The organism is Mangrovicoccus ximenensis (genome assembly GCF_003056725.1).
GTDB classification, from domain to species: Bacteria; Pseudomonadota; Alphaproteobacteria; order Rhodobacterales; family Rhodobacteraceae; genus Mangrovicoccus; species Mangrovicoccus ximenensis.
In genome coordinates this window covers 803,246-825,812 of record NZ_QBKZ01000015.1, presented here as the reverse complement: position 1 = coordinate 825,812, position 22,567 = coordinate 803,246, and the positions used below count along the sequence as shown (strand labels likewise).

The following is a 22,567-nucleotide window of genomic DNA, read 5'->3' as shown; positions in this document are numbered from 1 at the left end:
CCTATAACCCGCGCCATGACCGCGATGTGCATCATTATTGCGCGAATTATCCGCCCGGCGCTCCACGCTTGAGTTGCCGGGCCAAGGTGCATGATCCCTCGCGCCGCCATCGCCGTTCACGAATTCCCCCTTGAGGACCGTCCGCATGTCGTCTGAGACCGAGACCCCCGACTACAAAGACACCCTGTTCCTGCCGAAAACCGATTTCCCGATGCGCGCGGGGCTGCCCAAGCGCGAGCCGGGCTGGCTGGCGCGCTGGGAGGAGATCGGGATCTACGACCGGCTGCGGGAAAAGGAGGGCCGGGCGCCCTTCACGCTGCATGACGGCCCTCCCTATGCCAACGGCCACCTGCATATCGGCCACGCGCTGAACAAGGTGCTGAAGGACATGGTCGTCCGCAGCCAGCAGATGATGGGCAGGGACGCGCGCTACATCCCCGGCTGGGACTGCCACGGCCTGCCGATCGAGTGGAAGATCGAAGAGCAGTACCGCGCCAAGGGCAAGAACAAGGACGAGGTCCCGGTCATCGACTTCCGCCAGGAATGCCGGACCTTCGCCGAGGGCTGGATCGATATCCAGCGAGAGGAGTTCAAGCGGCTGGGCGTCACCGGCAAGTGGGAGAAGCCCTATCTGACGATGGACTTCCACGCCGAGCGGGTGATCGCCGAGGAATTCATGAAGTTCCTGATGACCGGCACGCTCTACCAGGGCTCGAAGCCGGTGATGTGGAGCCCCGTGGAGAAGACCGCGCTGGCCGAGGCCGAGGTCGAGTACCACGACCACAAGTCCCACACGATCTGGGTGGCCTTCAATGTGCGCCGCGCCGAGGGCGCGCCGGTGCCCTTCGACGACGAGGGCGGCGACTACGACACGGCGAACCAGGCGCTGCTCGACGAGGAGATGGCGCAGGCGCGGGTGGTGATCTGGACCACGACCCCCTGGACGATCCCGTCGAACAAGGCGGTCGCCTTCTCGAACTCCATCGAGTACGGCCTCTACCGCGTGAAAGCCACGCAGGAGGAAAGCTGGACCGCCGCGGGCGAGCTCTATGTCTTCGCCGACAAGCTGGCGGGCGATGCGCTGGAGAAGGCGCGGGTCACCGAATACGAGCGGGTGCGCAGCGTCTCGGCCGACGAGCTGGGCGGTCTCGTGCTGTCGCATCCCTTCGCGGGAATGGACGGTGCCGAGGGCTTCTGGGACTACGACGTTCCGGCGATCGACGGCGACCACGTGACCGACGATGCGGGCACGGGCTTCGTCCATACTGCGCCGTCGCACGGCCAGGAGGACTACGAAGCCTTCGTCGCGCGCAACTGGATCGACCGGATGACCCACAATGTCGGCGAGGAATCCGAGTTCCTGCCGCATGTGCCGTTCTTCGCCGGGCTGCAGGTCTTCGACCGCAAGGGCAAGGAAGGCAAGGCCAACCGCGCCGTGATCGAGAAGCTGGTCGAAGCCGGCGGCATCATCGCGCGCGGCCAGGTCAAGCACAGCTATCCGCATAGCTGGCGCTCCAAGGCGCCGGTGATCTACCGCAACACGCCGCAATGGTTTGCCGCCATCGACCGCGAGGTCGGCGACGGGCAGGACGAGTTCGGCAAGACGATCCGCCAGCGCGCGCTGACCTCGATCGACCAGCTGGTGACCTGGACGCCGAAGACCGGCCGCAACCGGCTGTATTCCATGATCGAGGCGCGGCCCGACTGGGTGCTGTCGCGCCAGCGCGCCTGGGGCGTTCCGCTGACCTGCTTCACCCGCAAGGGCAAGCTGCCGACCGATCCCGACTTCCTGCTGCGCGACCCCGAGGTCAACGCCCGCATCGCCGCCGCCTTCGAGGCGGAAGGCGCGGATGCCTGGTATCAGGACGGTGCCAAGGAGCGGTTCCTCGGCAACGGCTACAATCCGGACGAGTGGGAGCAGGTCTTCGACATTCTCGACGTCTGGTTCGATTCCGGCTCGACCCATGCCTTCGTGCTGCGCGACCGCGAGGACGGCTCGGCGGACGGCATCGCCGATCTCTATCTCGAAGGCACCGACCAGCATCGCGGCTGGTTCCACTCCTCGATGCTGCAGGCCTGCGGCACCAAGGGGAGGGCGCCCTACCGGGGCGTGCTGACCCACGGCTTCACGCTGGACGAGAAGGGCATGAAGATGTCCAAGAGCTTGGGCAACACCGTCGCGCCCGAGCAGGTGATCCAGCAATACGGCGCCGACATCCTGCGGCTCTGGGTGGCGCAGTCGGACTACACCGCCGACCTGCGGATCGGCCCGGAAATCCTCAAGGGCACCGCGGACAGCTACCGCCGCCTGCGCAACACGATGCGGTTCCTGCTGGGCAACCTCGCGGGCTTCACCGAGGAAGAGCGGATCGACGTGTCCGAGATGACCGAGCTCGAGCGCATGGTTCTCGACTGGGTCGCGGAACTCGATGACGTGGTGCGCGACGGCTATGCCGCCTACGACTTCCAGGGCGTGTTCAACCGGGTGTTCAACTTCGCCACGGTGAACCTGTCGTCGGTCTATTTCGACATCCGCAAGGATGTGCTCTATTGCGACGCGCCCGACAGCATCCGCCGCCGCTCGGCCCGCACGGTTCTGGACATCCTCTTCCACCGGCTGACCGCCTGGCTCGCGCCGGTTCTGGTCTTCACCATGGAGGAAGTCTGGCTGGAGCGCTTCCCGGGCGAGACGTCGTCGATCCACCTGCAGGACTTCCCGGCGGCCAATCCGGAATGGAAGGCGCCGCAGCTGCGCGCCCGCTGGGAGACGCTGCGCAATGTCCGCCGCGTCGTCACCGGCTGTCTCGAGCTGCAGCGCCGCGAGAAGGTGATCGGCTCGGCGCTGGAAGCCGCGCCGGTGATCCATGCCCCGGCCGATGTGGTGGCGATGATCGACAACCCGCAGTTCTTCGCGGACATCTGCATCACCTCCGCGGTGGAGCTCAGCACCGATCCGGTTCCGGAAGGCGCCTTCACCCTGCCGGACGTGCCGGGCGTGGGCGTGGTGTTCCGCGAGGCCGAGGGCGGCAAATGCGAGCGCTGCTGGAAGGTGCTGCCGGATGTCGGCACGCATGCCCATGCGGGCGTCTGCAGCCGCTGCGACGAGGCCCTGGGCTGATCAAGGGCGGGAGGGGCGCGGCCCTCTCCCGCGGGCCTCCCCGTCGGCCGGAGCAGGCCGGCCACCCTCCCGGCGATTTGGCCATAGGGCACCTTGGACAGGCCCTTTGACCGGAAGGCAGACTTGGATGGCCGCACCGGAAAACGCAGGCGGACATCCAGGCCGCCCATCGCGCGACGCGCCCCGGGCCATGTCCCTGCCGGCCCGGATCGGGAGAGCCCCCCGCTTGCGCAGCCGCGCGCTGCAGCCGGACCAAGTCGTCCTGCGACGGCAGGCGGGACACGGCTTGCCCATGCGGCCCGTGCAACCGCATGGATTTGCGAAGTGACTCCACAGGCATCAGAGGGCTGCAACGACGCCTCTTGGCACCGGAAGCCCGAATCCGCCCCAACACGCTAGCCCGCAAGACTGCAGCCCCCAGGACGCTTGCGTCGGAAGGTGAATTTTCGGGGGCAAGAACGGCACGGACGACGCGCCTCCGGCTCGATTGCCGACAGGTGCAGGGCGACCTGTCATCGGATCTATTTTTGCAGTCCGACGTCCCGGCGCTCCGTTTCCGGCAGAAGGGCAATTCTTGGATCGCCTTGCCCGGGTCCATGGCGTGCAGCCGCTCGAGCCGCGACAAGAGCTCCATCTCCTTTTTGAGCGCCAATTCCTCGCGGCCGGGCATCATTCCCATGCAGATGAAGCCCCACCTGAAGAACCATGGCGCTGTCGCGGCCAAGGACATTGTGCCAACGATCATTTTCTAGATCGCTGCGGGAATGGCCCGATGATCGCGAGGCAAGACAAGAAGGATAGCGATCAGGTAGATGGGCCATGTTGCACAAAGACGGCCTGGGATTCACATCGTGAATGCAATGTAGTCGCGGGCTGGCATGAGCAGACCGCCGCAACCGGCCTGCAAGACCGCCAACTGGCTTGGCTAGCGAGCCGCTGCGCGCCACCGGTCCGAGCGCAACGGCGAGCGAGGCTTTGAAGCAGCGCGGATCGTCGACCGTCTGGTCCGATCCCTCGATGCAATGGGCCGCGGCGCCGTCCGGGCGCCGCGGCCGCCAGCAGGCGTATGGCGAATGAGGAGGCTCAGGAAATCGTCCGGGGGAGTCCGGGCCGGTCCGCCAGAAGACGGGGGTCATGGCGAGCCTGCTGGAACTGTCCGGGCTGGACTGGTCCGTGCCGGACTTCAGCACCCTGTCGCGCCGCCAGAGCGAGACGGGACCGTGGCGCCAGTGGCGCCGCGAAAGCGCGCAGCACGGCACAGCCGCAAGCACGGTGTTTCCAAACGACGTGTTCGCGGGTTCGCTCGGACCGGTGGCGCAGCCCGCTCCTGGCGCAAGATCCACCTCGGCATAGACGAAATGGAGGAGGATCAGGAAACGGTCCAGCGGACCGTTTCCCCGACGACGGTTGGAGATCCGGGCCNCGCCAGCCATGACGCCATCGCCGCCCGTGACGCGGACGCGGTTCGTCGGGCAAAAGGTCCCCCGGACCTTTTTCTGAACCTCCTCACTTCCGCCCCGCCGCAACGCGAGGCCATGGAAGCCGGACACGGGGGAGCCCGGGCGCGCAACGGGATCCTGAGAACCTCGAAGCACCTCGGCCGGGCGCTCCGGCGGAACCGGAGCGGGGACCACCGCCGCAGCAGGGTGGAGAGATGAGCCGGACCGGGAAAATGTCCGGGGGACCTTTTCCCCGGCGATTGAATGACCTGCGTGAAACTGCTCGGCCAGAGGCTGATGTCACGGGATTTCGACCGCCATGTTGCCGAGGTCCGGACCCGCGCATTCGCGGCTGCGCTTGAACCAATGACGCTTGCCGCTCATTCATGAACCGCCTCGCTGCCTTCGGCATCCCGGTCACCGTGGCAATGGGAAAGTGTGTCCAGGGGAAGGGAAACTGCGGTCATCAGCTGATTTGCGCAACTGTGCCGGTTCCGCCGCATCGGGACAATCGCTGTGATCCGGCGTTGTTCCGCCTTTCCGATAGTGTCCGAGGTGCTGGTGTAATTTCACTGCAGCCAGCGGTGTGATCCCGGGTGGCCATCGAGGTGTAGGATCGAGGCAGAGTTTCGACGCTTCAACCTGAACCATACGGAGACAGCACCCGGCCGAGCGTGGTCTTGCCCCGGCCCGAGGGTCCGTCGAGGCCGAGGATGCGCCCGGGTTCGAGCCGGAGGCTCAGCCCCTCGAAAAGCGGTGTGCCGCCGAAGCCTGCGGCCAGGTCCTGCGCTTCAAGCATCGGCGCGGAACCCGTTTTCCGGCAGCGCCCGCCAGAGCGCGCGGGCATGGCCGGAGGTCAGAAAGCCGCCGTCGCCGCGGAACGCAGCTGCCGGTTCCAGCCCGCTCATCCGGCCCTCGTCGAGAATCGCGACCCGGTCGGCAAAGGGCAGCGCGGCTTTCAGGTCATGGGTGATCAAGAGCACCGCGCCGCCTGCCCCGGCATGGTCCCGCAACAGGCGCAGGACGGTGTCGCGGTTTTCCGGGTCCAGCCCGGCCGTGGGTTCGTCGGCGACCAGCAGATCCGGCGCGCCGGAGGCGGCCATGGCGAGCAGCACCCGGCGCGCCATGCCGCCCGAGAGCTGCGACGGGTAGTCCCTGCAGGGACCGGCGGCGGCGGTGCCCAACCTCCGGAGGCTCGTGGCTCTGCGCCTGGGCGCGGCCTTTTCGGGGCGCGGGTTCGGGACGTTTCCGTCCGCGGCTCCGGTGGAACGGCATTTCCGGCCCCGCCTGTCCGGCGTTCCGCAGGCCCCGTCGGCGGCGGTCTCGTGCTTCGGGACCGCTCCGATGCCGCGCATGGCCTTTCCGTGATTCCGTCTCCGGGCTGCCGGTGCCAATGCCAGCGCGGCAGGCTGGCGGGCATGTCCGGATGATCCCGGGCTCTTCCGGACGCTGATCGGCCCCCCGCCTGTGACGGCCTGTTCAGGCGCTCCCGCGCAGATCGCCGCCGCTTGCACGGGCTCCGGGCGTCGCTTCGGCCAAGGCGCCGGGGCAGCAGGGACATTTTCCGGCGATCTTCCGGTGCCCAAGGGTGCGCTTCGGCGGCAGGGGTGCCGGAAAGGCGAGCGGCGCTTCGCTGGGACGCCGCTGGCGAACCGCTGCGTCTTGCCTTTCCGGACGGTGCCCAGAGGTGGTTCTCTGGTTGCGGCTTTGTCAAGCGGAGGTCTGATCTGTCCTTCGGGGGTCATGGTTCTCTCCGAGGTCGGGCGTATGCGCGCCTCATGATGGCGTCCGGTGGCGGACCGTCTCAGATGTCGCGGGCTGGGTCCCCGCGGGCTGGGTCCCCGGTTGAAATCCGGTGCCCAAACCACCTCAGCGAGATCGATCATGCCCCCGTCCCGTCGGGACATCTTGGCCTGGCCGTCGCTCGGCCAAGTATTTCAACGTGTCTTCAGGCTGCAGCCTCCGCAGTCCATCGGAAGTCCGCGCCCGTTTTCCAGAGCGTCGGCATCAGCACGGCGATCTTGCGGGCGACGGCAACCCTGGCCCGCTTGGCGCCCTTGCGCGCGGCCAGCCGGAGCGCCCATGCCTTGAGCGGCGGGAACCGTTTCACCCGGCACATCAGCGACGTGGCGGCCTCGAACAGCAGGCTGCGCATCGCGGCATCCCCGCATTTCGATATGCGCCCCTGACAATCTGTCTCTCCGGACTGGTATCGGCGGGGGTGAGGCCGGGGAATGCGCCGATGCTTGCGGACCTGCCGAACCGGTCGGCCCTGTCCACGACGGCGGTGAAGTTGAGCGCGACAATCGCTCCGGCACCGGGAACGGTCATCAGGCGCCGGGCCGGCTCCGACCCCTTGGCGAGGTCGCGCAGGTCCTTGTCGATCGCGGCAACGGCCGAGCACAGCGTGGCGTGGACTGTCATGAAGCCGCAGGCCGATCACGCCGAAGACCGGTTCGCGGCTGGCGGCCTCCGCCAGCTGATCGCGGAACGATTGCCGGAGCCTGCCCTGGTGAATGCCGGTCATCCGGATGCGAGCGGTCTTCAGGATACCACGGACATGGCGTTCGGGATCATTGCGCAGACGGAGCAGCCGGTCGCGGGCCCCGATCAGCGTCCGGAGCCGGTCCGCATCAAGGCTGCGGACATGGACAGGCATGATCCAGCCGGTCCGTGCGAGCTGGGCCAGCCTCTCGGCATCGGCGGCATCGGATTTGTTCAGCCGCGCGGACAGGACCTTGTGGGCACCCCTCGCATCCACGCAGGTCACGGCCAGGCCCAGATCGCTCAGCGATCGCTGCAGCCAGATCGACAGCTGGCCGCTTTCGTGAATGGCGAGGACCGGTGCGATCCGCTTCCCTGCGAAAAACCTTGTCACGGCGGCAGGATCGCAGGCAACGGTCTTCCGGGCTTGGACGGCCCCGGTTTCGCCGACGACACAGATCGAGATTTCCTTGAGGGATACGTCGAGCCCGGCATAGTGCTTCATGGTCTTTCGCCTTCCGGCGGTTTCCATGTGTGGCTGAGGATATCTGACCTCGCTCGCCATCGGGGAGCGACCGCCGCAATCACACCATGTCCCGGCGCCGCGGGCGGTGCCGTCGTGGCCGGGAGTTGCCGCTGCAACGCCATGGAAAGCATCGTGCGAAGGGGGCGCCACTGGAAGGGGGGCGGGCGTCTGCTGCCAGCCGGCCTGCGGCGCCATGCGCATGGCCGCCTTGCGCAGGGGGAATGCGGTGCCGCTGCCGTCCGAAGGGCGCGCTGCCCGAAGGGGTGATTCGAATCGCTCCGGTCCGTCTGGCGCAGATGCCGAGCCGGACCGCGCGCGCGATGGCGGCGGGCCGGGCGGCCGTCAGCGGAAAAGGGCAGGTGCGGGGCGGCCGTCAGGCCAGCATGATCCCGGCGACCACGGCCATCAGGCCGAAGGCGGAAATCATCAATGCCGCGAAATTCAGCGTCACGATCTGCTTGAGCCGCGCGCGCAGCGCCGCGTCGTCGAGGCCCGCCGAACGGGCCTTCATTGCCATGACGATGCAGGCGATCAGCCCGCCGAGCCCGCAGAGCGATACTGCGGCTCCGATCCAGATAAGCGCTTCCATGCCCTTGCCCTACTTTGCCCCGTCCGCGAAGGCAAGCGGGCCTTGCATGGGCGCGGGCGAGCGCTTACGACGCGGGGCCTGAGATCAGGGGAGCCCCATGGATATCCAAGAAGACCAGAAAAGCGACCAGTTCCGCGTCACTGCGGCCGAGCTGCGCCAGTTTGTCGAACGCGTCGAGCGGCTCGAAGCCGAGAAGAAGGACATCGCGGAGCAGATCAAGGAAGTCATGGCCGAAGCCAAGGGGCGCGGCTACGACACCAAGGTCATGCGCAAGATCATCTCGCTGCGCAAGCGCGACCGCGACGACATCGCCGAGGAAGAGGCGGTGCTGGAACTCTACATGGAAGCGCTCGGCATGTCCTGAGCGCCTCCGGCCGGGGCCGCCCTGCGGCGGTCTCCGGCCCGATGATCGTCCTTCCGTAAAGACTTTCTTTGCGTTGGCCCGGTAGCACCGGAGCGGAGGCGTGCCTGCCGGGCGCGCCGCAATCCGTTTCCTGGTGGAGGCAGGCCCCGGCATGAAGGACGCAAGACAGCCCATCCGCGTTGCCATCGTCGACGACTCGGCCACGATCCGCCGTCTGGTCGGCCTCGAACTCGCCCGCCACCGCGACCTCGATCTGGTCGGCGAGGCCGAGCATCCCTACCAGGCGCGGGTGATGATCAAGACGATCAATCCCGATGTGCTGATCCTCGATATCGAGATGCCGCACATGAACGGGCTCGAATTCCTCGAAAAGATCATGCGGCTCAGGCCGATGCCGGTGCTGATGTTCTCGTCGCTGACCCGGCGCGGCGCGCAGGCCGCGGTGGAGGCGCTGTCGATCGGCGCCGTCGACTGCCTCGGCAAGACGCCGACGCTGTCGACCGACGGCACGCTGCAGCGGCTGCCCGGCCTGATCCGCATGGCCGCCGCGGCGCGGCTGGCGCAGCCGCGGATCCAGGATGCAGGCGCAGGCAACACGTTCAGCAACCGCAACCGCATCGTCCTGATCGGCTCCTCGACCGGAGGCGTCGATGCGCTGGAACAGGTGGTCGGCGGCTTTCCCGCGAACTGCCCGCCGACGCTGATCACCCAGCACATGCCGGCCGAATTCCTCAAGAGCTTCACCGCCCGGCTCAACACCATGGCTGCGCCCGAAGTGCGGCTGGCCTCAGACGGCGCGCCGCTGCGCGAGGGCGTGGTCTATGTCGCCCCGGGCGGTCCGCACCACCTGGCCATCGATGCCCGCGCGGGCCCGTGCTGCCGCCTCGACCCGCAGGACAAGGTCTCCGGACACCGGCCCTCGGTCGACGTGCTCTATGCCTCGGCCGTGCCGCTCGCGAAGCGCGTCGTCGCGGCGATCCTGACCGGCATGGGCTCGGACGGCGCGAAGGGCATGCTGGAACTGCGCCGCGGCGGGGCCCGCACCCTTGCCCAGGACGAGGACAGTTGCACCGTCTTCGGCATGCCCCGCGTCGCGCTGGAGAATGGCGGGGCAGAGCGTGCCGTGCCGCTCCGGCGGATCGCGCCCGCCATTCTGGACCTATGTACGCAACCCGGTCTGCAGACCGTCTGATCCAAGGAAGCGCCGATGACGGGACCCCGCACCCAGCACATAAATCAGGGGGAGTATGCCGTCGGCAGCGATGCCGAGCACATGATCACGACGTTGCTCGGCTCCTGCGTCGCGGTCTGCCTGCACGACCCGCGCAACCATGTCGGCGGCATGAACCACATCCTTCTGCCCGAGGAGACCGGCGGCGCGGCGACCGGGGCCAGCTTCGGGGTCAATGCGATGGAACTGCTGATCAACGGGCTGATCAAGATCGGTGCGGACCGCTCGCGGCTCGAGGCCAAGGTCTTCGGCGGCGGGCGCATGGTTGCGGGGCTTTCGGATATCGGCGCGCGCAACCGCGATTTCGTGATGCGGTTCCTGACGGCCGAGAAGATCACCTGCGTCGGCGAAAGCACCGGCGGCAATTCCGGACGCCGCATCCAGTTCTGGCCGCACAGCGGCAAGGCGCGCCAGAAATTCATGGATACCGTGATCAAGGAGGCGCCGGTCGTCGTCCCGAAGCCGAAGCCCAGCGACATCGAGTTGTTCTGACCCCGGTACCTGTGTCCTGCCAAGGCTCCGGCTGGCCCGAGTCCTCCTCCCGCGGGCACCGTGTTGTTCCTCGCGTGATGCGTTGGCCGGTCCGTATGGCATTGTTGTTGAAGTGGGCCTCAAGATGCGATGCCCTCTCCGTGGATTTGGCTCCGGCCGCGCGCGCGATCCCGGCGGCGCCGGGGCGTTGACGCGGTTCGCGACTTTGCGGCAAGCGTCCCCGGTCCGAGCGCAGCCGCGAATGACCCGGATGCGGAGTTCGGCGGTTCGGCTGCCGAGGTCCGTCGAGGCGATCCGCTCGCCGAAGGCTCTCGAGCACCGCATCCTTGCCCCGATCCTGCTCCGGACATGGCGGACCGACGATCGCTTGCAGCGCGAACCGGAACCGGGGCGCCAGTGGCGCCGCGAAAGTCCGGAGAACGCGGACGAGGCACCGGGGAGACCTAGGGATGTCGCTGCGGGCCGGGGCGGCAGGGCAGTCCGCCTTCCGGCAGCGGCCGTTCCTGCGGTTCCGGAGCCAGGTCATGGCTGCCGACGGTCCGAAGGCCTGCCCGAGCCCCTTGCCTCTGCGCGCCAGAAGCGCCTGGTGGAAGCGGTCCTTGGACCGGTGCCGCATTGGCTGGCGACGCGCCGGTGACGGTGCCGATCTTCTCTTCCGCCGGTATCCGGTCGAGAAGATCCGGGAAGGAGCGGGATCAGGAAACGATCCGGGCGCCGTTTCTCCGGCGAATGGGGCTGCCGCCCTCGCGGCCGGAGGTGACATCCACCGCCCGGATACCGTCTGCTGCCGTGTCCGTCGCAAGGTGGGTCTTGCAGCGCTGGCGGCGGCTGTGTGCCTTTGCCCCCGGATCCCGGACCGGGGCAGATATTCACACTGCGGCCATCTTGGCGGCCATGTCGATCCGTGTCGGCTCGGGCGTGCGATGTCCCATGATCGAGTGGCGGCGGCGGCGATTGCAGAAGATCGCAATGCAGTCGAACAGCGCCGCCTTGGCCCCGCGGCGGGACCGGAACCTGGTGCGGTGCACCAGCTCGGCCTTCAGCGATCCGAGGGCGCTCTCCATCGGCGCGGTCTGCGCCTTCGAATGATCCCCGGGGTTCCCCCGGATCATCCGATCCTCCGGTGGGGACCAGCTTGAACTCGAGGCAATCACCCTTGCGTCTCATCGAGGCAGCTGCCTTCCAGGCATCGGGAAGCTGCCGGCAATTGCCGCTGGCATATTGGATTCCGAGATCGGAGCGGCAGATCGGCCCCGGTGCCAGCTTCCGGTTCTGCAGCGCCATGCGCATCGCATCGACCGCGGGACTGCTCTTGAGCCGGTCCGGCGTGGACCCGCTGCCGGCAGGCAATTGCGTGCAGTCGCCGGGAAGGACCGGCGATTTCCATGGGCGCGTCCGCCATTGCCGCCCGGAGTTGCCCATCGCGGCGTCCCCGGTCCCGGCCCGATGGCTGAGCTGCCAGCCGGAACCGGGCAGCAGCCGCAGCGCCTCGGCGAGCATGGCGTAGCTGTCGAGCTTGTCGCCCTCGCGCATCATCGCGACCGTCACCAGATGCCCGGGGATCGGCGCGGGCGCGGCCTCGCGGAACGGCGCCGTGTCGATGAAGGGCGGCAGATGCGCGACCCGGATCGACGGGTCGGTCTCGAGCAGGCCCTTCATGTCGCGGCGGGTGAAGCAGATGTTGATCCGCGCGCCGCGCACGGCATCGAGCGCCCGCTCCTGGAAATCGGCCCAGCAGCCGACCGAGCGGCGGGCGGATTGCGAGGCCTCGACGGTGATCCACGGCACCCCGTGGCGGCGGCAGAGGCCGGGTCCGATCAGATCCGGGGACTTGTGGTAGGGATGGTAGGACACCCAGAGATCGGGCGCGCCCCCGGTGCTCCAGAGCGCATCGAGCCGCGCGCTCTCGCGCTTCGCGGCCTCCAGGTGCAGATGGTGGGTGTCGCTGTCGCCGGGGTCGCGCAGATAGGTCTGCAGCCCCGAGGCCAGCTCCACCTCGTGCCCGGCCATCGCGAGCGCCGCCATCAGGTTGCGCGCCACCTGGCGGTCGCCCGAGGGCGAGGGATGGTCCGGCGGCTTCATCGGCGCGTAGAAGGCGATGCGCCGCCGCGTCCTTGCGGGCTCGGGCTGGGTCATCTGGCCTCCGGCCTCCCTCGGGTCATGGGCTCCCCCCGCTCCGGATCAGGCGAGGACGAGATTGTCCCCGTCCGCCCCGGAACGCCGGCAGACATTGCGGGTGTCGACGACCAGCTGCGCATCCTCGAGCAGCCCGGCATAGTCGACGCAGTCATGGTCGGTCACGATCAGGCAGGCATCGTATTGCCCGGCCAGCCCCCGCGCCCAGGGCACGCTGCTGCGACCGGCAAGCTGCGGATGCTCGCGGGTCCGCGGGATGCCGGGCACATGCGGATCGTGGTAGTCGACCACGGCGCCGCGCGCCTCGAGCAGCACCATGATCTTCAGCGCCGAGCTCTCGCGCATGTCGTCGACATTCTTCTTGTAGGCCGCGCCCAGCACGAGGATGCGCGCACCGTTGAGTCCCTTGTTCAGGCGCTGGTCCATGGCCAGGGCCATCCGGTTGACCACGCGGTGCGGCATCGAGGAATTGATCTCGCCGGCCAGCTCGATGAACCGGGTGCGCATGTCGAATTCCCGGGCCTTCCAGCTCAGGTAGAACGGGTCGATCGGAATGCAGTGGCCGCCGAGCCCCGGGCCCGGGTAGAAGGGCATGAAGCCGAAGGGCTTTGTCTTGGCCGCTTCGATCACCTCCCAGATGTCCACGTCCATCGGTTCGAAAATCGTCTTCAGCTCGTTCATCAGCGCGATATTGACCGAGCGGAAGATGTTCTCGGTCAGCTTGGTCGCCTCCGCGGCCCGCGTGCTGGAGGTCGGCACGACCTGCTCGACCACCGCGGCATAGAAGGCCGTGGCAGCCGCGCGCGAGGCGGCGTCGTCGGCCCCCACCACCTTGGGGATCGAGGCCGTGGTGAAGGCGGCATTGCCCGGATCCTCGCGCTCGGGCGAGAAGGCGAGGAAGAAATCCGTGCCGCAGGCCAGCCCGGAGGCCTCGAGGATCGGGCGCACCACCTCGTCGGTGGTGCCGGGATAGGAGGTGCTTTCGAGCACCACGAGCTGTCCCGGCCGCAACGTCTCGGCGATCGCCCTGGCGGTGTTCCGCACGAAGGACAGGTCGGGCTCCTGGTGGCGCGACAGCGGGGTCGGCACGCAGATCACCAGGATGTCGGGCTCGGACAGGCGGGCGAAATCGCAGGTGGCCGTGAACCGCCCGCTGCCGGTGGCGGCGGCGAGATCGGCCGAGGCGATATGCTTCAGGTAGCTGTCGCCGGCGGCGATGCGGCGCGGCTTCTCCTCGTCGATGTCGAATCCGAGGACGGCCAGGCCCCGCGCCGCCGCAGCCAGGCAGAGCGGCAAACCGACATAGCCAAGTCCGACAACGCCCATGACGGCTTCACGGGAGTCAAGTTTCGCAATCAGCGCGTCGCTCAGGCTTTCGGACATCCGGAATACTCTTGTCAGCCCTTCCTCGGCGGGAAGTCGTTGCCGGCCTAACACAATTTTCCGGGTTGGACAGCCTCATTGCGGCCCGCCCCCGCGACGCCGGCGCCGCGAGGCGCATTCCCCGGGTCCCGGAGCCTGCCAGGCTGGGCCCGCGGCGGGGCCCGGAGGCCCCCAAGGCCCGCAGCGGTTTTGCGGCGGCCCGGGCCGGGCACGCCGCGTTCCGGACCGTGCGGAGGCGCCGGGAGGTCCGGCGCTTCCGGGTGCGCGGTCAGAACAGGAAGTCGCTCTGGTCGAGATCGCCGATGTGGAAGTCTTCGAGTGTGAGGACATTGCCCGCGCCGAAATCGATCACCGTGTCGCCGCCCTGCTGGAGCGCGATCGCAAGGATGGCGCTCCATCCGCCGTGGCCTGCAAGCTGGAGGTCGATCACGTCGGTGCCGTTCTCGAAATCGGTGACCGTGTCCTGGCCGTCGGCGAAGACGAAGGTATCCGCGCCGAGGCCGCCGGCCATCACGTCATTGCCCTCGCCCCCGTCGAGCAGGTCATCCCCGGCGCCGCCGATCAGCAGGTCGTCGCCCGCGCCGCCATCGGCCTTCAGCGCGATCGAACCCGCCTCCAGCGCGCCGCCGTCGATGGTGTCGTCGCCGCCGAGGCCGTCGACCTCCAGCACCAGCGGGTCGGCGGCAATGCCGATCGCGTCGAGGATGCGCGCGGCGGCGACCGGGCCGATGCCGGGGATCAGCTGCAGCACGCGGAACCCCGCCACGCGGTCGCGCGGGTTGCGGGCGAAGCGCAGCACCGACATCAGGTCCTTCACATGCGCGGTGTCGAGGAATTTCAGCCCGCCGAATTTCACGTAGGGGATGTTGCGGCGGGTCAGTTCGGCCTCGAGCTGCAGCGAATGCGAGGCGGTGCGGAACAGCACCGCCTGGTCCTTCAGCCGCAGGCTTTCCTCGCGCGCCGCCAGCACGTCCGAGGCGACCATCCGCGCCTGCTCGGCCTCGCCCGCGACCGTGACCAGCCGCGGCAGCTCGGCAGAGTCCCGGCTGGTCCAGAGCGTCTTGGCATGGCCTTCGCGCGCCAGCCCGATGACTGCGTTGGCGGCGTCGAGGATCGGCCGGGTCGAGCGGTAGTTGCGCTCCAGCGCGATCACCTCGGCAGGCGGATCGTAGGCGGCGGGGAAATCGAGGATGTTGCGGACGGTGGCGGCGCGGAAGGCATAGATCGACTGGGCGTCGTCGCCGACCACGGTCAGGCCGCGCCCGTCGGGCTTCAGCGCGGCGAGGATCCGCGCCTGCAGCCGGTTGGTGTCCTGGTATTCGTCGATCAGGACATGATCCCAGGCGGCGCCGAGATGCGCGGCGAAATCCGGGTCCGACATGACCTGCGCCCAGGCCAGCAGCAGGTCGTCGTAGTCGAGCACGTTCTGTTCCTGCTTGGCGCGGACATAGGCGGCGAAGAGGCGCTTCAGCTCGTCCTGCCACATCGTGCACCAGGGAAAGCGGTCGCGCAGCACCTCGCCGAGCGGCTCGCCCGCATTGACCGCCCGCGAATAGATCGCGAGGCAGGTGCCCTTGGCCGGAAAGCGCGTCTCGGACTTCGAGAAGCCGAGCGCGTGGCGGCAGAGATTCATCAGATCCGCGCTGTCCTCGCGGTCATGGATGGTGAAATCCGGATCGAGGCCGATCGCCTGGGCCTGCTCGCGCAGGAGCCGCGCGCCGATGCCGTGGAAGGTCCCCGCCCAGGTCAGCGCCGCCGCGCCGATGCCGTGGCCCAGTGCTTCTTCGGTAATCCGCTCGACGCGCCGTGCCAGCTCGGCGGCCGCGCGGCGCGAAAATGTCATCAGCAGGATGCGCTGCGGATCGGCGCCGTTGACCAGCAGATGCGCCACCCGGTGCGCCAGGGTCGCGGTCTTGCCGGTGCCGGCCCCCGCGATCACCAGCAGGGGCGGTGCGACCTGGCCGGGGGCCACGCCGAATTCCGCCGCGCGGCGCTGCTCGGCGTTCAGCTTGTCCAGATAGCCCGGCCGCGCCGCGGCCTCTCCGATCGCCTGCTCCATGATCTGCCCCTGCCTCGTCTGCCTCGCCTCCAGCATAGGGCAGTCGGAACATAAAGGGAACTTATTCGGGGCCGCATCACGTCGGGAAGTCGTACCGGTATTCCTTGCGCAGCCAGGGGCTGCCGAAGACCGGGCTCCGCCGCCGGTCGGCCAGCCCGGCCTCGTAGAGCGTGTCGAGGAAATCGCCGATCCGGCTTTCGGAGGGCAGGGTTTCCAGCACGGTGGCTTCGTTGCGGGCGGTCTTCATCAGCTTGCGCAGCGCGCCGGGGGTGACGTATTTGGTGCCGCGCTGCATCAGCGCGATGGCGACGGCGCGGGCGGCCTCGAACTGGGCCTGCGACCCGCCCTTGTCGAGCAGCCGCGCCTTGCGCAGCACGTGGTCGAGATCGGTGTTCCGGTAGAGCCCGCGCAGCAGCAATTCGCTGAGCACCGTGCCCTCGACCGTGCCGATGATGCCGCCGCGCCAGACCGGGATCCACAGCCATTTGCCCAGCGTCCGCGCCGTGGCGTTCAGTGGCGTCAGGTCGATCACCCGGTTGACCACCTTGGTCAGCCGCGAGTTCCCCTGCGCGAAGATCGGCTTCAGCGCCTTGTCGCCGATGCCGGGCCAGGCGGGGTCGGGAATGTCCGGCATCGGGCCGGGGTCGATGATCGCTTGGGCGCTGCCGCCGCCCATCACCGGGTTCGACGGATCGAGGGTGAAGTGCTTTTCGAGGAAGCGCTTGCAGTTGCGCTGGCCGAGCAGGAAGTCGTGCTTGCGGAAGCTCTCGTCGAGGAAGCCGCCGAAGCCGTTGAGCGAGCCGCAGGCCATGGCATTGCCGCCGGTCAGATAGGTGTCCTCCGCGACCTTGCGCACCGGCGAGATGATGAAGCGAGAATGGATGCCGCTGTCGGAGGCCAGGAGCAGCTCGGTCGGCTTGAACCGCGCCTGGGCGATGACCACCGACAGGAGCTTCGAGCCGATCGCCAGGAGCCCCGAGAGCTTGGTCGCCGCCTCGGGCTGGAGCGGCATGTATTTCTCCATGTCGGGGAAGGGGTCGATCATGATCACCGCGCGGTTGGCGTCTTGGCGGCCGCGCGGGTTCTCGCGCAGCTGGTTGGGTTTCGCGCCGCGCTTGCGGATGGCGAAGCGGGCATATTCGAAGGGCTCGTTGTTGATCGTGCCGCCATCGACCGCGACATAGGGGGCGGGGCTGTCCGGGGCGACGTCCTCGGGAAAGATCCGCGGGATGTCGCTGCCTTCGGTGATGTCCACGGGCAGCGCGCCGCCGCGCCGCGGCTGGGTGTCCGAGCGGGCGCCCAGCTCGGCCGCGGCCGACAGGATGTAGCGCGCGGGCAGGGCGAAGGGGAAGGCGCCGGTGGCGATCGAGGCGACGGTGAATTTCTTCCACTCGCCGGCATAGTCCTTGTCGCTGAACGGGATCCGCCCGCCGACCGAGCTTTCCGGATCGAGCGCGATGCCGACATCGTCCCAGTCCTCGAGCCAGGGCGAAGACAGCGCGATCCCCGCGCCGAGCCGCGGGATGCGGAAATGGCGGACCAGCGAATGCTGGGTCATGTTGAAGTTCTGCTCGCCGCCGAAGCCGATCTGGTTGCTGACCCCGTTCATCGCGGTGGTGGTCAGGAACAGGTCAAGCTCGCCCGACATGAAGCTGTAGCCGGCGGTCTCCGCGGTCCAGGAGCTGATGCCGTCGATCGCCCCGGTGGCGACGGCATCGAGATAGCTGCCGTTGAGCAGCGACAGCAGCGGCAGGTCGGCTTCGGGCGCCAGCGAGGTGCGGTCGATCAGCACCGGCGGGGTCTTGCCCAGGTCGTCCTCGGCCAGCAGGCCGGTGCCCTGGCCGTAGAAGCGCAGCTGCCGCACCCAGACCTCGTAGACCGGGCCCAGCACATAGCCGAAGCTCGCCGTGCCGTCGCCGGTGACCGGGACGGTGTCGGTCTTCGGGCTGTCCCAGGCGTCGCTGTCTTCGCCCCCGGCATCGAGCAGGCTCGCGACGATCAGGCCGGCGGTGGTGCCCCCGGCCGAGGTGCCGCTGATCGCCTTGACCATCACCTTGTGGCGCGGCCCGCCTTCGGTGCCGACGCGGCGGTTATGGGCACGCATCGCGCGGAACAGGTAGTCCACGACCCCGGCGGTATAGGCGCCCGCCGAGATGGCGCCGGCCATCGCCAGGCCGATCACGAAGACCGGGGTGTCGCCGTCGAAATCGGGCGGGATGTCGGGGAGAGCGTCTTGCGGCATGGCTCCGGGTCCTTCCGGGAAATGCGGGTCTGGAAATGCGCTCGGAAACGGCAGCGCCCCGGAGGAATCCGGGGCGGCGGGCACTCGCAATGACCTTACGTTAGGACCGGTTCCCGCCCCGCGCAAGCGCCATCGGCGGCGCGGGCGGGGCGGGGCAGGGGGTCAGCCGGGCAGGACGGCCTCGGCTTCGATCTCGACCTTGTAGGGGCCGATCAGGCGCGCGACTTCGAGGAGCGTGTTGGCCGGGCAGATGCTGCCGAAGACGCGGCCATGGGCGCGGGAGACGGCCTCGCAATCGGCGGCGTCGGTCAGGTAGACGCGGGTGCGCACGACATGCTCGGGGCCGCCGCCATGGGTGCGGATCGCGGCGAGGATCTTGTCGAGCACATAGGTGGTCTGGGCGCCGGCATTGCCGGGCGCAACGGCGTGGTCCTGGCCATGGGTCGCGGTGGTGCCCGACACGAGGATGCGGTTGCCGACGCGGATCGCCCGGCAATAGCCCGCGACGGGTTCCCAGGCCGAGCCGGTGAAGACCCGCGCGCGGTCCGGCAGCGCCGCGTCGGGCGTCGCCGGATGCACCGGCGGGATCGCGTCGAGATGGTGCGACAGGTCGCCCGAGGCAGTCAGGAAGGGCGGCTTGCGGTATTCGTCGCCGCAATCGCCGGGGACCGGGGCCATCTTCGCGAAGACGGCCTCCAGCGCCGCGTGGTCGCCGGCATCCAGCGCGAAGCCGAAGACATTGAGGTTGTCGGCACGGTGCTCGGCCTCGGTGATCCGTGCGCCGATGATGGTGGCGGCGACGGCGCCATGCTCCAGCACCCAGCGGCTGGCGACATTCGACAGCGACACGCCGTGCTTCTCCGCGATCCCGTGGGCCGTGGCCAGCAGCTCCTGGAAGACGTCCCAGCCGCCCGCGGCGTCGATGAAGCGCTTGTACTTCATCCGGCTCCAGTCGGGAATCTCCGCGGGTTCGGCCTTGCCCAGCCAGCGCTCCGACAGGAAGCCGCCGGAGAGCGTGCCATAGGCCAGCAGCTTCACGCCGGTCCGCGCGCAAAGCTCCGAAAGGGCCCCGGCGGCGCGGCGGTCCACCAGCGAGAAGCTCACCTGGTTGGAGACGATGCCGATGCCTTCCTCCAGCGCGATCTCCAGATGCGCCGCGTCGAAATTGGTGACGCCGATGGCGCCGATCAGCCCCTCTTCGCGCAGCTTCTCCATCTCGTGCAGCGCGTCGAGCCAGCGCGGATCCTCGAAGCTCCACCAGTGGAATTGCAGGAGATCGACCTTCTCCGCGCGCAGCCGGTCCAGCCGCTCCTGCACGCCCGCCCGGACGATGTCGGGCGTCATCGGGCCGGGTTCCGGGCACCATTTGGTGAAGGCGCGCACCGGGCTGCCTTCGGGCTGGCGCGAGATCAGCTCGCCGGTGATCAGCTCTGCCGAGCCGTAATGGTCCGCCATGTCGAAGCTGTCGAAGCCCGCGGCGGCATAGGCGGCCAGCTTGTCCGCGGCCGCCACAGGGTCGAGCGTGGCGCCGTCCTTCTCAAGATCCGCGACCTGCCAGAGGCCGCAGACGAGGCGGGAGATCTCGAGGCCGGGGGCCAGCGCGAAGCGGTCGGGCATGTCAGGCATTGGTCTTCTGTCCTTGGGAAATCTTTGCAGTGTCGCGGCGGGCGGCGCGGCGCAGCGGCGCGCGCAGCGTCCCGGCCTCGCCGAGCAGGGACGAAGGGTGGCTCTACCTGGCGGCAGTCAAGGACATGNTGGTCCGCGCCAGCGGATCGGATGATCCGGGGGATTATCCGAAGGCGCAGAACGCCCCAATGGAGAGCTTCTTCGGCTCCTTGAAGACCGAGCTCGTCCACCGCACCAGGTTCCGGTCCCGCCGCGAGGCCAAAGCGGCGCTGTTCGAGTACATCGCCATCTTCTACAACCGGCAGCGCCGCCACTCCAGCATCGGATATCGCACGCCCGAGCAGGCGAGGATCGACATGGCCGCCGCGATGGCCGCATAGTGAATATCACCCCAGTCAGGGATCCGGGGGCAAGGTCAGCCGGACTTCGAACCCGATCGAGAGCACGTTTGCCACCGTCCGGCACCGGACGAAACGCACCAAGGGCTGCCTCAGCCGCAAGACCGGGCTCGCGATGGCCTTCCGCCTGATGATGTCGGCGCAGAAGCAATGGCGGAAGCTAGACGGCCGGAACCGCCTGCCGGAGATCATAAGCGGGGTTGAGTTCCGCGACGGCGTCTGCCACCTTCAAGCTGCCGCCTGATCAAGCGTCACCAACTTTCACGTATACCTCGTTTCGGCGCATATCTCCGCTGCGCGATGTCGGCGGGACATGCATCAAAGTGCAGCAGATCGGCCTCCGGCAAACTCGGTGCGTGCTGGACGTTGAGAGGCGTCTTCTGTCGTTTTTTTGCTTTCGCCCCGACGGCCCCGGCCGCCGCGAAGCTCGACGCCCCGGCGCCGCAGCCGATGTCGAGCACGCGCATCCCCGGACGCGGCGCGGCCTCGGCCAGCAGAAGATCCGTCACCCTTCCATGCAGCAGGTCGAGATCGGGCTGGAACTCCACCCAGCGCTGGCCCGGTCCCTTGTTCCAGAAGGCTTCCTGTTCGTCATTCGCATGGCTCATCGGCATACTCCCTCGCCGGGACGCTAGCGGCGGGGAGGCCCCGGGTCGAGGCCCGGGGCGGGATTTTCCTGCTGCCTCAAGGGCAGGCAAAGATGCCGAAATTTTCCGCCGCCCTGCCGCCCCCCGCCCGAGCGCCGCAGCGTCCCGCCAGCAAATGCAGGGTCCCCGCCGCGCCTTCGGTTTTTCCGATCCGATGCGGAGCGAAAACCTTCTGGCGGCCGCTGCCCCGCCGCGTCTCGCTGGCCGCGAACAAACCGGAGGCGGACATGGCAGCGGATACCTATGACTACATCATCATCGGCGCGGGCTCGGCGGGCTGCGTGCTGGCCAACCGCCTGTCGGCCGGATCGGCCACGGTCTGCGTGATCGAGGGCGGCGGAGCCGAAAGCGCGCCGAACGTGCAGGTCCCGGCCGGCATCCTGTCGCTCTACGGCAATCCGAAATACGACTACGCCTATGTCGGCACGCCGCAGCCGGAACTCGGCAACCGCCGCATCCCGGTGAACCGCGGCAAGGCGCTCGGCGGCTCCTCGACGATCAACTCGATGGTCTTCATCCGCGGCGCCTGCTCCGACTATGACGAATGGGCGGAACTGGGCTGCGGCGGCTGGGCCTGGGACGACGTGCTGCCGGTCTTCAAATCGCTCGAGAGGAACATGATCGGCCAGTCGCCGGACTGGCACGGGCAGGAGGGCGAGCTCTGCGTGAACCGCGCCCGCGACCCGAACCCGGTCTCGCGCATGTTCGTCAAGGCAGGCCGCGCCATGGGCCTCCCGGAGAACGACGATTTCAACGCGGGCACGCAGGAGGGCCTCGGCATCTATGACGTGACCCAGAAGGACGGCAAGCGCTGGTCCTCCTACCGCGCCTTCCTGAAGCCGGTGGAGGACCGCCCGAACCTGACGGTCATCTCCGGCACCGAAACCCGGCGGCTGATCCTCGAGGGCAAGCGGGTCGCCGGCGTGGCCGTCTCCGGCCCCGAGGGCGAGCGGGAGATCCGCGCCGGGAAAGAGGTCATCCTCTCGGCCGGGGCGATCGGCTCGCCCGCGCTGATGATGCGTTCCGGCATCGGGCCTGCCGAAATGCTGAAGGCCGCTGGCGTCGAGGTCGTCCATGACCTGCCGGGCGTCGGGCAGAACCTGCGCGACCATGTCGACGGCATGATCACGGTCCGCTCCGACTCGATCGTCACGCTGGGGCTTTCCGTCGGCAACCTGCCCTCGATGATCGCCGCGCCGTTCCAGTGGCTCGCCGCGCGCAAGGGGATGCTGAGCACCAACTATGTCGAGGCCGGCGGCTTCGCGCGGACGAAATATGCGGGCCAGGAACCGGACATCCAGTTCCACTTCGTCCCCGGCTACCGCAGCCATCGCGGGCGGCTGGTCGAATACGGCCATGGCTATGCCATCCATACCTGCGTGCTGCGGCCGAAATCCGTGGGCGAGATCCGTCTGGCGCCGGGCGGCGCCGCCGAGATCGACCACCGCTTCTTCACCGCACCCGAGGATGCCGCCACGCTGGTCGAGGGCATCAAGGTGGCCCGCAGCATCCTCGCCGACCCGGCCTTCGAACCGGTCCGCGGCCCCGAGATCCTGCCCGGCCCCGACGTGCAGACCGATGACGAGATCCTCGCCTATCTGCGCGCCGAGGCGCTGACCGTCTATCACCCGGTCGGCACCTGCAAGATGGGCACCGATCCGATGGCAGTGATCGACCCGCAGCAGATGAAGGTCACGGGCATCGAGGGGCTGCGCATTGCCGATGCCTCGGTCATGCCGACGCTGATCGGCGGCAATACCAATGTGCCCAGCATGATGATCGGCGAGCGCTGTGCCCGCGCGATCCTTGCAGCTTAGGGCAGGACTAACCAAA

Annotated in this window: 16 protein-coding genes and 4 pseudogenes; 9 read left to right on the top strand and 11 right to left on the bottom strand. The window is 68.4% G+C overall.

Annotated features, from left to right (window positions below; genetic code table 11):
- Positions 1–145 precede the first annotated feature (145 nt).
- The 3 genes and pseudogenes from ileS to C7T91_RS20030 form a co-directional block, all read left to right on the top strand.
- Complete coding sequence (gene ileS / locus C7T91_RS20040) at positions 146–3,118, top strand: isoleucine--tRNA ligase (RefSeq protein WP_108260749.1); 2,973 nt, start codon at positions 146–148, stop codon at positions 3,116–3,118.
- Between the two features lie 497 nt (positions 3,119–3,615).
- Positions 3,616–3,870 (top strand): hypothetical protein, encoded by a 255-nt coding sequence (locus C7T91_RS20035; protein ID WP_108260748.1) that lies wholly within the window; start codon positions 3,616–3,618, stop codon positions 3,868–3,870.
- Positions 3,871–3,996: 126 nt separating this feature from the next.
- Positions 3,997–4,902, top strand: a pseudogene (locus C7T91_RS20030) (transposase); the annotation flags it as partial.
- Positions 4,903–5,194: 292 nt separating this feature from the next.
- Here the strand turns inward: C7T91_RS20030 and C7T91_RS31750 are convergent.
- From C7T91_RS31750 to C7T91_RS20015, 4 genes are all read right to left on the bottom strand, one after another.
- Positions 5,195–5,356: an ATP-binding cassette domain-containing protein gene (locus C7T91_RS31750; RefSeq protein WP_145962953.1), complete on the bottom strand. Its 162-nt coding sequence runs from the start codon at positions 5,354–5,356 to the stop codon at positions 5,195–5,197.
- Positions 5,349–5,912 carry an ATP-binding cassette domain-containing protein gene (locus C7T91_RS20025; RefSeq protein WP_108260747.1) on the bottom strand — a complete coding sequence of 188 codons (564 nt, stop codon included), beginning with the start codon at positions 5,910–5,912 and terminating at the stop codon, positions 5,349–5,351. The genes C7T91_RS31750 and C7T91_RS20025 overlap by 8 nt, the downstream gene beginning before the upstream one ends.
- 593 nt (positions 5,913–6,505) lie before the next feature.
- Positions 6,506–7,546 carry an IS110 family transposase gene (locus C7T91_RS40430; protein WP_456237851.1) on the bottom strand — a complete coding sequence of 347 codons (1,041 nt, stop codon included), beginning with the start codon at positions 7,544–7,546 and terminating at the stop codon, positions 6,506–6,508.
- 394 nt (positions 7,547–7,940) lie between these two features.
- Complete coding sequence (locus tag C7T91_RS20015) at positions 7,941–8,156, bottom strand: hypothetical protein (protein ID WP_108260746.1); 216 nt, start codon at positions 8,154–8,156, stop codon at positions 7,941–7,943.
- 97 nt (positions 8,157–8,253) lie between these two features.
- Here C7T91_RS20015 and C7T91_RS20010 point away from each other — a divergent pair, with 97 nt between their 5' ends.
- From C7T91_RS20010 to C7T91_RS20000, 3 genes are all read left to right on the top strand, one after another.
- Positions 8,254–8,520 carry a DUF2312 domain-containing protein gene (locus C7T91_RS20010; protein ID WP_108260745.1) on the top strand — a complete coding sequence of 89 codons (267 nt, stop codon included), beginning with the start codon at positions 8,254–8,256 and terminating at the stop codon, positions 8,518–8,520.
- A gap of 151 nt (positions 8,521–8,671) precedes the next feature.
- Positions 8,672–9,712: a protein-glutamate methylesterase/protein-glutamine glutaminase gene (locus tag C7T91_RS20005; protein WP_108260832.1), complete on the top strand. Its 1,041-nt coding sequence runs from the start codon at positions 8,672–8,674 to the stop codon at positions 9,710–9,712.
- 15 nt (positions 9,713–9,727) lie between these two features.
- Positions 9,728–10,243, top strand: coding sequence for a chemotaxis protein CheD (locus tag C7T91_RS20000; RefSeq protein WP_108260744.1), 516 nt, complete (start codon positions 9,728–9,730; stop codon positions 10,241–10,243).
- Positions 10,244–10,486: 243 nt separating this feature from the next.
- Here the strand turns inward: C7T91_RS20000 and C7T91_RS39730 are convergent.
- The 6 genes and pseudogenes from C7T91_RS39730 to C7T91_RS19965 all read right to left on the bottom strand — a co-directional run.
- Positions 10,487–10,594, bottom strand: a pseudogene (locus C7T91_RS39730) (IS5/IS1182 family transposase); the annotation flags it as partial.
- A 171-nt stretch (positions 10,595–10,765) separates the two neighbouring features.
- The gene (locus tag C7T91_RS40425; protein ID WP_456237850.1) at positions 10,766–12,379 is read right to left on the bottom strand and encodes a hypothetical protein; all 1,614 of its coding nucleotides are present in this window, start codon (positions 12,377–12,379) and stop codon (positions 10,766–10,768) included.
- Positions 12,380–12,424: 45 nt separating this feature from the next.
- Positions 12,425–13,762: a nucleotide sugar dehydrogenase gene (locus C7T91_RS19980; protein WP_108260740.1), complete on the bottom strand. Its 1,338-nt coding sequence runs from the start codon at positions 13,760–13,762 to the stop codon at positions 12,425–12,427.
- 268 nt (positions 13,763–14,030) lie between these two features.
- Positions 14,031–15,821, bottom strand: a complete 1,791-nt coding sequence (locus C7T91_RS19975; protein WP_108260739.1) for a UvrD-helicase domain-containing protein — start codon at positions 15,819–15,821, stop codon at positions 14,031–14,033.
- 76 nt (positions 15,822–15,897) lie between these two features.
- Complete coding sequence (locus C7T91_RS19970) at positions 15,898–18,063, bottom strand: hypothetical protein (RefSeq protein WP_108260738.1); 2,166 nt, start codon at positions 18,061–18,063, stop codon at positions 15,898–15,900.
- Positions 18,064–18,225: 162 nt separating this feature from the next.
- Positions 18,226–19,689: an aldo/keto reductase gene (locus C7T91_RS19965; RefSeq protein ID WP_108260737.1), complete on the bottom strand. Its 1,464-nt coding sequence runs from the start codon at positions 19,687–19,689 to the stop codon at positions 18,226–18,228.
- 179 nt (positions 19,690–19,868) lie between these two features.
- Between C7T91_RS19965 and C7T91_RS32775 the strand changes: the two are divergent.
- Together C7T91_RS32775 and C7T91_RS19955 are read left to right on the top strand one after the other, a co-directional pair.
- A pseudogene (locus C7T91_RS32775) lies at positions 19,869–20,069 on the top strand (IS3 family transposase); the annotation flags it as partial.
- Positions 20,070–20,109: 40 nt separating this feature from the next.
- Positions 20,110–20,331: pseudogene (locus tag C7T91_RS19955) on the top strand (IS256 family transposase); the annotation flags it as partial.
- 7 nt (positions 20,332–20,338) lie between these two features.
- On the opposite strand, the gene C7T91_RS19950 reads toward C7T91_RS19955, so the two are convergent.
- On the bottom strand, positions 20,339–20,695 hold the full coding sequence (locus C7T91_RS19950) for a hypothetical protein (RefSeq protein ID WP_108260735.1): 357 nt from the start codon (positions 20,693–20,695) through the stop codon (positions 20,339–20,341).
- A 266-nt stretch (positions 20,696–20,961) separates the two neighbouring features.
- On the opposite strand from C7T91_RS19950, the gene C7T91_RS19945 reads away from it, so the two are divergent.
- Positions 20,962–22,551, top strand: a complete 1,590-nt coding sequence (locus C7T91_RS19945; protein ID WP_108260831.1) for a GMC family oxidoreductase — start codon at positions 20,962–20,964, stop codon at positions 22,549–22,551.
- Positions 22,552–22,567 lie beyond the last annotated feature (16 nt).